The sequence below is a fragment of the Pseudoalteromonas rubra genome (assembly GCF_000967655.1).
Classification (GTDB): Bacteria; Pseudomonadota; Gammaproteobacteria; order Enterobacterales; family Alteromonadaceae; genus Pseudoalteromonas; species Pseudoalteromonas rubra_A.
Genome location: NZ_JXYA01000020.1, coordinates 104612 through 117785 on the forward strand (window position 1 = coordinate 104612; position 13174 = coordinate 117785).

Annotated in this window: 14 protein-coding genes; 3 read left to right on the forward strand and 11 right to left on the reverse strand. The window is 45.3% G+C overall.

Features of this window, described 5'->3' with window-relative positions:
• Window positions 1–83: 83 nt before the first annotated feature.
• The 8 genes from TW77_RS10085 to TW77_RS10120 form a co-directional block, all read right to left on the reverse strand.
• Complete coding sequence (locus TW77_RS10085) at window positions 84–353, reverse strand: hypothetical protein (protein ID WP_268836033.1); 270 nt, start codon at window positions 351–353, stop codon at window positions 84–86.
• Between the two features lie 53 nt (window positions 354–406).
• Window positions 407–1045 (reverse strand): DUF4178 domain-containing protein, encoded by a 639-nt coding sequence (locus TW77_RS10090; RefSeq protein WP_046004854.1) that lies wholly within the window; start codon window positions 1043–1045, stop codon window positions 407–409.
• 70 nt (window positions 1046–1115) lie between these two features.
• Window positions 1116–1805, reverse strand: a complete 690-nt coding sequence (locus TW77_RS10095) for a PspA/IM30 family protein (protein WP_046004855.1) — start codon at window positions 1803–1805, stop codon at window positions 1116–1118.
• Between the two features lie 15 nt (window positions 1806–1820).
• The gene (locus TW77_RS10100; protein ID WP_046004856.1) at window positions 1821–2234 is read right to left on the reverse strand and encodes a DUF2170 family protein; all 414 of its coding nucleotides are present in this window, start codon (window positions 2232–2234) and stop codon (window positions 1821–1823) included.
• An 80-nt stretch (window positions 2235–2314) separates the two neighbouring features.
• The gene (locus TW77_RS10105) at window positions 2315–4051 is read right to left on the reverse strand and encodes a polyamine aminopropyltransferase (protein ID WP_046004857.1); all 1737 of its coding nucleotides are present in this window, start codon (window positions 4049–4051) and stop codon (window positions 2315–2317) included.
• 3 nt (window positions 4052–4054) lie between these two features.
• A complete protein-coding gene (locus tag TW77_RS10110) occupies window positions 4055–4954 on the reverse strand; it encodes a DUF350 domain-containing protein (RefSeq protein WP_046004858.1) in 900 nt (299 codons plus the stop codon).
• Between the two features lie 24 nt (window positions 4955–4978).
• A complete protein-coding gene (locus tag TW77_RS10115) occupies window positions 4979–5923 on the reverse strand; it encodes a hypothetical protein (protein ID WP_046004859.1) in 945 nt (314 codons plus the stop codon).
• A 239-nt stretch (window positions 5924–6162) separates the two neighbouring features.
• Window positions 6163–6945, reverse strand: a complete 783-nt coding sequence (locus tag TW77_RS10120) for a sporulation protein (protein WP_046004860.1) — start codon at window positions 6943–6945, stop codon at window positions 6163–6165.
• A 715-nt stretch (window positions 6946–7660) separates the two neighbouring features.
• On the opposite strand from TW77_RS10120, the gene TW77_RS10125 reads away from it, so the two are divergent.
• Window positions 7661–8374, forward strand: a complete 714-nt coding sequence (locus tag TW77_RS10125) for a hypothetical protein (RefSeq protein WP_046004861.1) — start codon at window positions 7661–7663, stop codon at window positions 8372–8374.
• A gap of 41 nt (window positions 8375–8415) precedes the next feature.
• Here the strand turns inward: TW77_RS10125 and TW77_RS10130 are convergent, their stop codons facing one another.
• Both TW77_RS10130 and TW77_RS10135 read right to left on the reverse strand, forming a co-directional pair.
• Entirely contained in the window at window positions 8416–9783 is a 1368-nt protein-coding gene (locus TW77_RS10130) for a hypothetical protein (RefSeq protein WP_052713138.1), read from the reverse strand.
• A 300-nt stretch (window positions 9784–10083) separates the two neighbouring features.
• On the reverse strand, window positions 10084–10611 hold the full coding sequence (locus tag TW77_RS10135; RefSeq protein ID WP_046004862.1) for a hypothetical protein: 528 nt from the start codon (window positions 10609–10611) through the stop codon (window positions 10084–10086).
• 347 nt (window positions 10612–10958) lie between these two features.
• Between TW77_RS10135 and TW77_RS10140 the strand changes: the two genes are divergently transcribed.
• Both TW77_RS10140 and TW77_RS10145 read left to right on the forward strand, forming a co-directional pair.
• Window positions 10959–11681 (forward strand): hypothetical protein, encoded by a 723-nt coding sequence (locus tag TW77_RS10140; protein WP_046004863.1) that lies wholly within the window; start codon window positions 10959–10961, stop codon window positions 11679–11681.
• Between the two features lie 174 nt (window positions 11682–11855).
• Entirely contained in the window at window positions 11856–12362 is a 507-nt protein-coding gene (locus TW77_RS10145; RefSeq protein WP_046004864.1) for a flagellar protein FlhE, read from the forward strand.
• Between the two features lie 54 nt (window positions 12363–12416).
• On the opposite strand, the gene TW77_RS10150 is transcribed toward TW77_RS10145, so the two are convergent.
• Entirely contained in the window at window positions 12417–12944 is a 528-nt protein-coding gene (locus TW77_RS10150; protein ID WP_046004865.1) for a hypothetical protein, read from the reverse strand.
• Between the last annotated feature and the right edge of the window lie 230 nt (window positions 12945–13174).

Here is a 13174-nt window from a genome sequence, read left to right on the forward strand (position 1 = left end):
TGTGGTGCTATGTGCTCTGGTAGCAGCTTTTCAAAGGACCATCAAACCATTGGCTTGAGATATCCAGTGCAGGCGCGCATCAGCTAAGAGCCCTGCGCGTCTGTGTAGCGATTGATCAATAAGCTGGCGACCTGCTGCTTAACCGCGCGCTTGTCGCTGGGGTCTACACCAAAGCGTTGCGCCAGCAGGGCAATTTCTTCGTCTGTAAGATTGAATGACAAACGTTGTCGGGTTTTTTTCGATTTGACTTCTAAATCGAGGATTTTGCGGATCATATCAGAAGGCGTTAACTCTTCGTCTATAGCCTGTTTTTTCAGGCTTTTCTGCACCTCTGTGGTTAAGTCAAACGCCATTTGAGTCGCCCGCAGCGCCCGCTCCTGACGCTGCCATTTCGCTTGTTTATCTGTCACTCGCCGGCTCCGGGAAACAAGTCGACAATATCACTCAGCGGTCGCGTCAGCGTTAAAGACACCTCCGTTTCTCCGCCGTCCCAGACTTCAATATTAATGCTGTGCTTTTCATCGGGCGAAGCCAGCTCAATCACCTCGCACACGTCCCCGCTTTCATCCTGATATCGTGGTAATGTGCGTCCGCGGTAATCCTGCTCATGGTAATAAGCAACATACGGCGCTTCACTTTGCTGGTAGCTCTGCCCCAAAAAGCGTTCGAACTCAGCAGGCTTTGCCTGTGTTTCAATCCGGGTCAGGGATTCTTCATCGAAGATCCGGGCAAACTCGTCCAGAGTAAAAATGGCGTCCACATCATCGCGCTGAATTTTCACTGAGAAGTTGGCAAACTCTTCCCCGTCATCCTGCTCAATCTGTAAAAACACCACCTTGCCCGATTCAGACTCCAGCACAAATTCATATTCAGCACTGCGCTGGTATTGATAGGTTTGCACCGCGATCACCTTCATGGTCTGACCTTTTAACCAGTCTGGATAAGCAAACGAATCAATCACACTCAGCATATCACCTACGCGTAAATCACGGGCATGATTGAGCTGGCGCTCTGGCGCTTTCTTAGATTTAAAAAAACCAAACATAACTCACCTTTATTCAATTAGAGCAGGCAAAAAAGGAGGCCAGGCCTCCTTTTTAAAAAAACAAACTCGGTTATTTGGCTTGTTTTGCCTTAATGCGATCCAGAATGTCGTTGCTCTTTTGCGTTGTACCAATGCCCGCTTCAGCCATTTTTGCTTTCAGATCGGCACCGCTTTCAGCCGCTTCCAGCTCTTTAGCCGCAGCCAGCTGGTCTTGTCTGTCCAGCTGACGCTGCTTAATGCGCTCCAGTGACTGACGTGCGTTGACCATAGACGATTCGTTGGTATTCAGTGTGCTGTTGACCGCCATTGTGGCCTTTTGCACGCTTTCGGTGGTTTTCACCATGGTCAGTTGACGCTGGTTTTCTTTAATCGACTTTTCAGCGTCTTTCACTTGCTGCTTAAGCAAAATAACGTGCTTGGTAAAGCCGTTAAGCACTTGCTGATGCTCTTCTTTCTCAGTTTCGAACTCACCAATTTTTTCCGCAATTTCGACCGCCAGCGCTTCGTTGCCCTGTTGCAATGCCTGACCTGCATACTCTTCATGCTCGGCAATGCTCTCGTCCAGCGCCGCCAGTTTGCGTTTGGTTTGCATTTCTTTCGCCATCACTTCAGTCAGGCTCTTTTTCGCTTTCGCCAGGGCATTTTTTGCGTCGGCAATTTCCTGCTCGAAAATACGGATGCCATTGGCATCAACAATCGACTCACCCACTTCACGGGCACCGCCACGCACAGCAGTAAATAATTTCTTTAAAATACTCATCTCACTTCTCCACTATTAGTCTTTCAAGTACACAGTCACAGCGTCCAGCGCTTCGATGGCATTGTCTGCCAGCGTGACCAGTTCGTGCGTTATCTCATCGATGGAGGAGGAAACAGCCAGCGCGCCAAAGATGGCGTACTGTTCATCAATTTTAGCAAACGCACTCAACGGGATCGGCACATTGAGTTTTAACAATGCTTCGTTTAACTCATTCAATAACTCAGGCTTCACTTCATTCTCGTTGAACAGATAACTAATACACACCAGTTGCTCTTCTGTCTGAGTTACAAAGATCGGTAATTCGTCATTTCCCTCTACAATCACTTGTAATACATCCTGCTCACCCTCATTGGAGATCAGAAAGGATTCGAAGTTAGCACCTTCTGTTTCAAACGATGCCAATTTGATTGATAACTCATTTAATTCCATCTTTCTTTACCTTTTGATTTTGACATATTATGTCTGAGTTAAGATTTGCATGTGCGACATAATATGTCAACACTGTTGCGTTAATTTTTATACAGCTCATCTTCGGTTTGCCATGCCTGGCGGTAATAATCGTACAGTACACCTGAGCCTAACCGGTTGACTTCAATCTCTTTATTCTTGTCAAAAAAGCGATTAGGAAAGACAAAAGAAGACAGTAAATAGTTTTTACTGACCCAGTTACTCGCCACCGGCAGCCCCTCAACGGATGCAATTCTGGCGCTGGCAGGTTGACCGGTACGCGTCGCTATGGTCCATCCCCATTGACCAAAGGATGGAATATTTTGCTGATACTGCTCAACGTGGGCAAAACCCGCCTGCTTGACGGTTTTTGCAATGCTGATAAAGGCCTTTTTGGCATGATAGGGCGAGGTTGACTGGATGGCCAATGCCCCATCTGGTGCCAGTAATTGCCTGACATGATTATAAAAGTAATCACTGTACAACTTATTCAGATCCGGATGGTTAGGATCAGGCAGGTCAATGATGATGGTATCGAATTGCAGACCACGGTCCAGCATGCGCTCAACTTCTAAAAAGGCATCTGCAACTATCACCTCTGCCCTTGGGTCGTTCAGCGCGTTGTGATTCAGCTGCACTAGCTTAGTTGTGATCTCCGGGCGCGCCTCAAACCCTTGCCCCTGTAAACCAAACAGCGACAACAACTGGCCGTCCAGGTCAATCAACGTAGCGCTTTGCACCGGCCATCTAAGCACGTCGCGCAATGCTAGCCCATCTCCGCCACCAATGATCAGCACCCTCTCGTGCCGGTTTGATGCCAGCATAGGCGGATACACTAGCATAGTGTGATAGATTTGCTCATCCGCCGATGAGAACTGTAAGCGGCCATTTAAAAATAAATCGTGTATGGGCGTGGCCTGCGTGCGACTGAGTCGCTCGGTGATCACCACATGCTGATACTTGGTTGATTCAGAGTAAATGACCTTGTCTTTGTACAGCACGTTGCTGAGATCTTTCATCCAACCACTGCCGTGCACCAAGATGATGGCAAATACCCCTAATAGCAAAATGTGGCAGGCCAGCAGGAGTTTGGCAAAACGCACATAGCTAAAATAGCGCCATAAGAAGATCAGCCCGGCAACGATATTGAATAAAGCCGTCCAGGCTGCGGCTTGCATAATCGGCAAAGCCAGCATGATCATCACCCAAATAGCGGCCCCGACGCCGGCGCCAATGTAGTCAGCCCCATAAATGGTGCCGGCATTATTTTCCAGAAAGCGCCCATACACCTGCTGGCGAATACGGGCAATTAGGGGGATCTCCATGCCAATCAGGATCCCCAAAATAAGCCCGAATATATAGGGCAAAAACCGGGCAAAATCCTGAAGCTGCTGAAACGGCATGCCGTCGAGCAGGCTGTCTGGGGGCAGATTATAATGACTGGATAGGGTGTGCGGTAAGGTGTAGGTCAGCGCTATGATACTGGCAATGATCAGGATACTGCTCATGCCCAGCAACGCAATCACGCTTTCCAGCCAGGCAAAGGCCGTAAAGGGATCTTTAAACCAGCGCGCCAGAAACGCACCTATCCCCATGGCCACTATCATAGTGCCTATCATGGCATAAATGGCGCTTTCCACTGAGCCAAGCACTCGCCCGGCATAGTGAGAAAGTAAATACTCGTAGATCAGGCCACAGCCAGCCAGAATGGCCATCACGCCGATCAGTAAAACATCGTGACCCAGCAGCGATAAACTGCCGGTCACTTTTGGCTGATTGGGAGGAACAGATACACTCAAGAATTATGCGCCTAACAGGGTTGCCATGGTCACGCCCACGGCAAATGACACCGCCGCAGAAATGGTCGCCACACCAATGTTTTTCTGCCGATTGACCTCATCAGAAATATCGGTACCCGCGAGAATGACTTTGATCATAACCAGGTGCAACAAAGTAAATAACACAATGCTGCCCAGCGCCGCCACACTCCAGTAGATTAAACTGCTGGTCATGTTATCGGCCACATAAGGTGCCAGGCCGGAAGCCGCAGTCAGGGCCAGTGCCGCACCAATCAGAAATCCAGCATAACGAATACCCACAGCCACATTGTTATCTAAAATAGCCTGCTGCAAACAGTCGCCGTTACGATTAGTCCGCTTGAACAACTGCACCCGGTACTGGCTTACCAACAACATACAGATATTGCCGATGACAAAAGCAATGGCAACAATCGGCAGGCCATACCAGCCCTCGGTCAGCACCCAGAGTAACGCCGAGCGGATCACAATCGCGACACTGACCACATGGCCAAAGTCAATTAATGCGGAGGTAATGTTGCCCTTAATGATTTCACTGTGCAGGTCTACTTTGCGCAGCGCGACTTTGTCCTGAAAGAAATGACCCAGCTTGATCAGCACAATGCCCACCACACCATAGCCCGCCATTTGCAGTGCTTCCTGAGTCAGCGTGCTGGCAAAAGCGCCACTGGTGATCCCGGTCAGTACAATGGCCAGGCCGGTAAGGCCGCCAGCAAAGCTCAGGCCAAAGGCAAAATTGTCTCTTTCGGTAATTTCGTCATTGGCGTGCAGGTTAGACACCCACCCTTTGATATATTTTAAACTCACAAACAGGGCAATGATGACCGCCATATCGATGAGAAGTGCCTGTAATGTCCAGACGGTTAATCCGTTAAATTGATACATGTTTAAACTCCGCTATCTGATGCGCTACTTGCCCCGGCTCACGCCGCGAGAGGTCCGGTTTGAACTATTGCGAATTGAGCCCGAGCTCGATTTGGCTCTCGAGTAGCTGCTTCGCGATATTGACGATGGGGTATGACTGGCCCGGCTTAAGCCTGACGCGCCCGCCTTTCTTTTTGCATACGGGCTGGTAAATTGCCGGCCCTGGCGCTGGTAAGACTGCCGGGTACGTTGTTCGATGGCATTCTGGCGCTTATAACCCTGATAGCTGGTGTAACGTTTGCGTCCATAATCGCTGTAGTAGCTGTATTTGCGGCGCTTGCTCCAGCTGCTATATTCGATGTCCCCAACCAGATCGCCGAGCATCCGGTACATGCCATACCACATCCAGAAGCTGGTGCCATTGGAGTTGGTTTGCCATTCACCATAGTTGGCATTGCCAACCAGCTGGTTACCAAGTGCAGGTTGACCATTATTGGCCGCCTGCTCAGCCGACTGACTGACCGCCCCAACCCGGGCCAGCGTGCCGTTAGACATGTCGGCCAACACATTGATGGGATCGGTCAGCGCGTCATTGAATAAACTCACTGAAGCGGCCTCTTTAAGCAACACCGCTTGTTCAATGATGTCATCACTACTCATACCTGGCTGAGGCGACTTTAATGCCTGATAGCGACTCAGCAGACTTTGATATAATGGACCGTTGCTGGTTGCATCCTGTGCTATCAGCTGAGCAATATTACTTAGTTGCGGGTTTTGTTGGCTCAGTACATTGGCGTACTCAGTTAAGAGATTTGCATTGCGCACCTGGTTTTTATCCAGGGCATCGCCCAATGCGTTAATGGCTCGGGAGGCATCCTGCTGTGTGTGGGTAATGGTCTGCTGTATGCGTTCTTCTTTCGATTCACACCCCAGCATTAACACCATGACACAGAGCAGACTTATCAGTTTCCAAACTTTAAAATCGGACATTCATTGTCACCTAGTCTACCTTGCTACGAATTGAGTTTTCTATTCTACATAATTGCGATGGATAACCAAGCAGCATTCATTGGCACTTGCGGTAATTTTCACAACGCATCACTGATCACGATAATCGCTCACTTAAAATCGTGCCCAAAGCAGTATGCACCTTATTTAATATCAGCGTGTTATGTGATATCAGCCACGTAACTGTGAAGTACACGCGGCTGACTCGAATTGGCAAGGCGTTAACAGTTGTCTTCAAGCAGTTCGAAGATCAAATCTTCGAGATCTTCAAGGTTGTCTTCATCCACCTCCAGGCGGGCTTTTGACTCATCCAGGTCGAGTGCTTCGGCAAAGAAACCACGCAGGCCACGGGCCTTACGATCAATTTCAAAAATCACTTCAAGCTGTTCTCCACGATTGAAAAACACCAGCTCAACCTCATCAAAACGACCATGGAACTCACCGGCATTGGTTTTAAACTCTAATTCCTGGACAAACGGCAGACGTGAAAAAGACGCTTCTTCTATCCCTTCACAATCGGACTCGTACAGTTTAAAGCCAAGCTCTTCCATTGCATCAATCACTGCCTGCTGCAACTCGGTGGGCACCACCCGAATGTAGTCGCGATCTGACTTATCCAGTGCCATATCGATATCCAGGTTAGTGGCAATCCAGGTTTGCGACTCACCCACCGTGATCGGCGTTTCCAAGTCTAACTCGAAAGCGAAAGGAATATGTTTTTCATCACCGGGCTCAATGGTAAAGCGCTCGTTAATACGAAACTTGGCCAGCGTGTGCTGCTTAGTGAAAGTTTCCGACTCACCTTCACTGTTTTCTCTTTCAACGGTGTAAGTACACATCACTTTAAGATCGATTTTGTTGATCTCCTGTGCAACCTTGCCACCATTGATTTTGACGGTGCCGGAAATTTCTTCACCGGGTGCAAATTGATGATAATCTAACAGTGTGTCTACTTTTGCTGCGCCAATACCCACCGCGCCAAGTGCTTTTTTGAAAAAAGACATAGTCATCCTTATTGATTTTGTCTCCCTCTACCAGTGAGGGGTTTCGGCGTCGATTATAAAAAAGAACATTGGCGCGTCAACCGCTTTTTATTTTAATCTGCTTAACAGAAACAAGCCCCTTAAAAATACACTCACTGAAAAAATACCAATATATAATGCATTTTTGAAAACCTTCAGTTAGTTTCCAGCTTATAAAATATTATTTAATTTATACAGGCTAACCAATTTAAACCAATTCACACCTGTTGAAAAAGAAATATCGCACAACTGTGATGTTCAATCTCTCAAACACAGACAAAGCCTTTGTATTCCAACCTGCCAGATAATAAAAAAGTCGGCTCTGTAGCGCTTTAGAAACGTCAGTCTTTAGGGGCTGAAGGCAGCAAATTGCCTATCTAAGCAGGTAACAACCAGATTGGTATTTTAAGAATACAATTGAAAAGAGGCGCAGCTTCGTACCTACAACAACAAATAGATGGTTCATTGACTAATCGCCAATTGAGCCCCCATTGCTCTCAGGCACCACTCACAGCCATCACATTTTACAAAGGTGTGAGGCAAGTCTACCTGGGACTCAGATACGTGACTAACCACTCAACGACAACCATAGTTACCTGAGTTTGACCAAAAAAGACCATTTTGTTATTAAATATACTCAAGATAAAAGGTAACATGTCGATAACAATTTAAGAATGCAACGTACAAGGAAAAAATTATGAAAATTGGTACAAATGTGAGTAGTTTAACGCAGCAAACTATATCTCCAGCAAAGGAGAAACAAACATCATCAGTCAATACGAAATCCGAGCTGTCAGATAAGCAAGCAGGTATGCTCGCGGATGTTTATCATAGTAATTCTGCTAAAGAACTTCCTTCAACTTATGAGCGGCCAGCGTCGATCACATCTAATGCAGAAGCGGTTACAAAAACAGTCGATGAAGCATTGGACGACATTGCACTGGCAACCGTTCATCTATATACCCCAAGCGGAGATCTTTCTCAGTCTGTCGAGCGGATGACGAAACAATATGAAGAGATCATGTCTGAACTAAATGAACAGCAACCACAGTTAGCGAAGAAAGACTGGGGCATTTCGATAACAGAGTCTGGTGAATTGCAAGTCACAGGCTCTTTGACTGAAGATGAGCGAAAGCTGGTAGAGCAGACACTCAATAGCAACGATGAATTTGTTGCTGCAGCGAATGATTTTAAGGCCAGTTATTTAAAGAATGTCGAGATGGAAGTTCGCGGTTGGGCCAAATATAACGTCACCGAGGAAAACTTCTCGCAAGTTTTTGATATTAAGAATATGTTAGATAGTTCTAAGGCTGATAGCGAATTTAAAAGCGCATGGGGTTATGACAGTAACTGGATGAAATTGAATGATAATATTTCGGCGCAATTGAGTAGTAAAGCAAGTAAATACTGATTGGTATGAGGGCTTCCAACTACATGGAAGCCCTCGCTTTTTTATGATGGGTTGCTGGAGATCAGATCTTGATCACAGATATGTCCAAAATAAACATAAGATACATTGTCACCGCCAATGCCGATGGTATCTAACTTGCCGTTCTCATCCACGCCTCTGTTTGTTGGAATGTCTAAACGCCATAGACCCACTTCAACATCAGAACGCCACTCATTCTTATAGCCAAGGCTATATTCAGTATGTTCGATACCTCTGGCATTTGGATTACAAGCGCCTAGGTTAATTTGCTCAGAAATCGCTCCGTTACTATCAGAGTTTACTCTATAAGTTGCCAAAGTATTTTCAGCGTCATTGACATTTTTAATAAGCGTAAATTGTGCAAGCGCTCCTTCAATTGGCGCACCAGTTGTATCTTTAAGTACCAATGACCAATTTAACTTCCTATACGCTTGCGTTGTAAGATACGGACCTGAGTAGTATTTTGCAGAATAAGGAATGCGATTGACATTACTCTCCCCCGTAATAACATCGCTATCAAAAGATGCGACAATAGACGCGATATTTAATGTATAGCTATTTGCCGGGTTAACAGGTAACGCTTTGTTTGCACTCACTCTTAAATTAATTGACTGATTTTCCTGTAAATTAGAAATAATTTGATAGGTATTAGGAGCTATAGGCGTCCATCCGCTATTATAGATCTCGACAACATATTCATTGCTTAAACCATCAAAAAAGCTCAGTGATAAGTCTTGCCCTCTAACTGCCGTGAATTGGTAATAGTCAACATCGTTAATACTGTCCATGTTACCAACAAGCGAATTTTGTCTGTCAGGCAGTACTGTTGATAAAGCAACAGTATCGTTAAACTCGTAAGGGTCAAGGTTGTTAGCAACGGCTGCACCGAAGTTATACTCGGCCCCATCTGATTCTACAACCTCCATAAACCAGTAGTAGTGTCCCGGCTCAGTGAGCGCTAAGACGACCTCGTCTTGGTTGCCAGGGTTTGCCGAGCTACCAATAGCAGTAAAGGTATTATCAGGGTTATGTTTGATGATACTTAAATTGACATTGGTTCCCTGAGATTGCCCCACTAACAAAGCTGTAGTTTTACTTCTTTCAGTAATTTCAAAGTGATAGCAAATACTCTCACCCGCGCTAGAGTTGCTAAGGGTATACAGGCTGCCTGTCGCAAGCGTTGGGCAGACTGGCGTGATGGCAGCTGTCGTTTCAGACTGAACTGACGCACTGGCAACTCGTTGAGATTGCATAACCGCTACAGGCGCATTTAATGCATTATTTACGAATTTCTTAACCTGACCTGCATGTTCCAGGTCATGGTCAATCGCAAGCGCGTGCGTTGAAGCAAGAATTGAGAGAAGAGAGAGTGTAAGTGTATGTTTTTTCATATTGATATCCTTATTGAGTTTACATTACGCCATTAAAGTAAATGTAAAGTTAAGCATTTGCAATTATTTATTCCCTTAAATAGATAAAGTACGTTTTAGATCAATCTTTCTAATCTAAAGGCACGTACCCAAACATATCTAAGCTTTAGAACCCAGGCCGTTCAGTACTCTAGGCGTCAGGTGATAGAGCTTTAACCCCCAGCCACGCTTGGAATAAAAGCATAAACACCTGTTATTTATGAAGAAATAAAAGTTATACGTGTAATTTATTTCGAAGGTGAAGCGCACTTTTATGTCCAGCTACGCATAAAGATTAACGTAACCTGGCGTTGCTGCGACTAACTGCTTATCGTTATCAGGGTGAGCGAGCCCTTTGCTGCCCCACTGAGTGCCCATTTTGAATAGCGCTGACTGTTGATCGCGCAGCGCAACAATCTCTTGTAAAATTTCCTTTGAAGACTTTCCAGCTTGCTCACCCTCACTGATGATTGCCAGTTCCAGAGTATGGTATTGCTGTGCCTCCACCTCAAAATGCTCAATTGCTCTGCCGATACGGCCATGTATTTCATCTTGGTTAGCCGCATTGACAATATCGCTCATTCTGAACATGGCCACGGGCGGTCCATATTTTTTTATTGCATCAATAGAGCCAGCTAATTGTTCCTCCGTGGCTGAGTTTATGTATTTGACGTAACTTTCTCGGTTATCTGATTCGGGTGCAGAGCCGCCACTTTGTACTTGCGAGCCAGGCGTACGTTCAGTCGCGCCCATACTCGGATTGCCCACTTTGTGGGCATAGCTCGGTGCTGTGTATCCATTGATATACATAACAAATCCCTCTTAGTTATTCGCGTTGACTTAGCCGATACTTTCAGTCTCTTTGCCGTTTCAGGCAATTGATTGCCACTTGGCTATCAATACTGCAATCAATGAGTGCCAAAGCCATGCCTGGCTCAAGTAATAAGCAATTTATAAACCAGGTAACGGTTCGATTTAGTACAAATAACGGCACTGTCGCAGTGCATAAATAAAGTACCTGCCTTTGCACATTAACCCTGTGCCAAATATCAAGCTAACCAGCAACTGTCTATTTTTTGATGTATTAGTTGAATATACTCAAGAGAATACTTACTGTGTCGATAACAAGAGAAGATTGAAGCATACAAGGAAAAAGTATGAAAATTGGCACGCAAGGTAGTGGCTTGGTCCAACCAACCACGGCTTCCGCTCACAAGGCGCAAGCATCACCACAAAACAATCACACCAAACAGTCAAATGACAAAGGGTTAATTGCAGACGTTTATCATAAAAATGCAGGCAAAAATCCTGCCCCTACTTACGCGCGACCCGTTTCAATATCCTCAAACAAGGCCATGGTCACAAAAACGGTGGATGAGGCGTTGAATGATATCGCACTTGCAACCGCTCACCTGTACACACCCAGCGGCGCACTTTCTCAGTCAGTGGAACGCATGACAAAGCAATTCGACCAGATTATGTCTGAACTCAACGCCCAGCAGCCACAGCTGGCAAACAAGCACTGGGGCATTTCTGTTGCCGAGTCTGGCGAGCTGCAAGTGACAGGCGCTTTGACGGACGACGAGCGAACATTAGTAGAGCAAAGATTAAATGAAAACGATGAGTTTGTTAGCGCGGCGAATGAGTTTAAATCCAGCTATTTGAAATATATTGATATGGAAGTTCGCGGCTGGGCTCAGTACGATGTTAATGCGGAAAATTTTTCGCAAATCTTTGATCTAAAAGATATGCTGGACAGCTCAAAGAGCGAGGACAACTTTAAAAGTGCCTGGGGATATGAAAGTAACTGGATGAAGTTACACGATAATATTGCGCAGCAATTGAGTCGTAAGGCCCGCTACTTTGCCGCCTCTGAATAACCCTCTTGCGCCTAAAAGCGATTAGACCTCTCATAAGCTGTCTCACGTAAAACTGATAACAATAGAAAACAAAAAATCAACAAAGTATTGCAATCCATACAGGTCGCTGGCATATTTTTTAGGCCCACAAAGTATCTTTATGGGTTAATAATTTAAATATTAAGGATCGATAGAATGAAGAAAAACATAATATTACTTACTCTTACTTTGGCTTCGACTTCCGCCTTCGCAAATGAGGAAGCGTTCAATATCAATGATGTAAAACTTCTTGAATTGAGTAAACCGTTACCTCTAAAAGCAGAAGGTGGTATAGAAGCATTTGCAGCAGCTGGCGCTTGGACAGATGTAATAACCAACCCAACAATTAGAAATGCGGGGCAAGTTTACCGCGGCCCTATAATGTCTCCACCTGCAAATACTCCTTCAACCTCAAAAGTTACAAACATCACATGGCAATGGAATATATTCAATTATAATTCTGGCCTGATAACCTATTTGTGTGAAACAGCACAAGGCAGATGTATCGATGTAAGTGGCAACTTTGGTGCAGGAGCAAACCTCGAAGGCGCTAATGTATCAGCCTCAACATCATGGCAATACTTATTCTACGTGCCAGGTAATGGGGCTTTAAACCCAACTATGTTTGGACAAACAGGCTCTGTCGCTGTTACTTATCAATAATTTAGTAATGTATGTGCAGCTTATTTCGGAGTTAAACTGCACTTTTATGTTCTGCTACGCGTATAGATTAACGTAATTTGGAGTTGCTGCAACCAACTTCTCATAGTTATCAGGGTGAGCGAGTCCTTTACTTCCCCAATTAGTGCCCATCTTGAATAACTCTGACTGTTGATCGCGCAGCGCGACAATCTCTTGTAAAATTTCCTTTGAAGACTTTCCAGCTTGCTCACCTTCATTGATAATCGCTAGCTCCTGTGTATGGTATTGCTGTGCTTCTGCATCAAAATGATCAATCGCTCTTCCAATACGACCATGTAACTCATCTTGGTTAGCCGCATTTACAATATCGCTCATTCTAAACATGGCTATTGGAGGTCCATATGTTTTTATTGCATCAATAGATCCGGCCAATTGTTCCTCAGTTGCTGAATTTATGTAGTTGATGTAACTTTCTCGATTATCTATTTCGGGTTCAGAACCACTACTTTTTACTGGTGAATTTGAAGCTCCTCCAGCCGAGTCCACCGTTGCGTTGCTCACCCTATTCACATAATTGGTTGCTGTGTAACCATTTACATACATAACAATTCCCTCTTAGATTGCTGTATTATACTTAGCAGATATTTCTTTGCCGTTTTAGGCAATCTTTTGCCACTTGACTTTGTAATACCGTATCCAGATAGTGTCAAAACCATGCCTTGTTCAAATTATTAGCAATTTATGAACCAAGTGTTGAGAAGAGTTAGCTCGAATACTGCGGTCGTGCGCAAAAAAGCCCACTACGCTTTATGAGAGCTGGACCCCATTGGTTA

Bases quoted from the DNA above. Each gene is read 5' to 3' on its own strand.
- TW77_RS10095 (WP_046004855.1), bottom strand. From the start codon at position 1,805: ATGAGTATTTTAAAGAAATTATTTACTGCTGTGCGTGGCGGTGCCCGT.
- TW77_RS10115 (WP_046004859.1), bottom strand. From the start codon at position 5,923: ATGTCCGATTTTAAAGTTTGGAAACTGATAAGTCTGCTCTGTGTCATG.
- TW77_RS10140 (WP_046004863.1), top strand. From the start codon at position 10,959: ATGAAAATTGGCACGCAAGGTAGTGGCTTGGTCCAACCAACCACGGCT.
- TW77_RS10135 (WP_046004862.1), bottom strand. From the start codon at position 10,611: ATGTATATCAATGGATACACAGCACCGAGCTATGCCCACAAAGTGGGC.
- TW77_RS10125 (WP_046004861.1), top strand. From the start codon at position 7,661: ATGAAAATTGGTACAAATGTGAGTAGTTTAACGCAGCAAACTATATCT.
- TW77_RS10110 (WP_046004858.1), bottom strand. From the start codon at position 4,954: ATGTATCAATTTAACGGATTAACCGTCTGGACATTACAGGCACTTCTC.
- TW77_RS10085 (WP_268836033.1), bottom strand. From the start codon at position 353: ATGGCGTTTGACTTAACCACAGAGGTGCAGAAAAGCCTGAAAAAACAG.
- TW77_RS10150 (WP_046004865.1), bottom strand. From the start codon at position 12,944: ATGTATGTAAATGGTTACACAGCAACCAATTATGTGAATAGGGTGAGC.
- TW77_RS10145 (WP_046004864.1), top strand. From the start codon at position 11,856: ATGAAGAAAAACATAATATTACTTACTCTTACTTTGGCTTCGACTTCC.
- TW77_RS10130 (WP_052713138.1), bottom strand. From the start codon at position 9,783: ATGAAAAAACATACACTTACACTCTCTCTTCTCTCAATTCTTGCTTCA.
- TW77_RS10100 (WP_046004856.1), bottom strand. From the start codon at position 2,234: ATGGAATTAAATGAGTTATCAATCAAATTGGCATCGTTTGAAACAGAA.
- TW77_RS10120 (WP_046004860.1), bottom strand. From the start codon at position 6,945: ATGTCTTTTTTCAAAAAAGCACTTGGCGCGGTGGGTATTGGCGCAGCA.
- TW77_RS10090 (WP_046004854.1), bottom strand. From the start codon at position 1,045: ATGTTTGGTTTTTTTAAATCTAAGAAAGCGCCAGAGCGCCAGCTCAAT.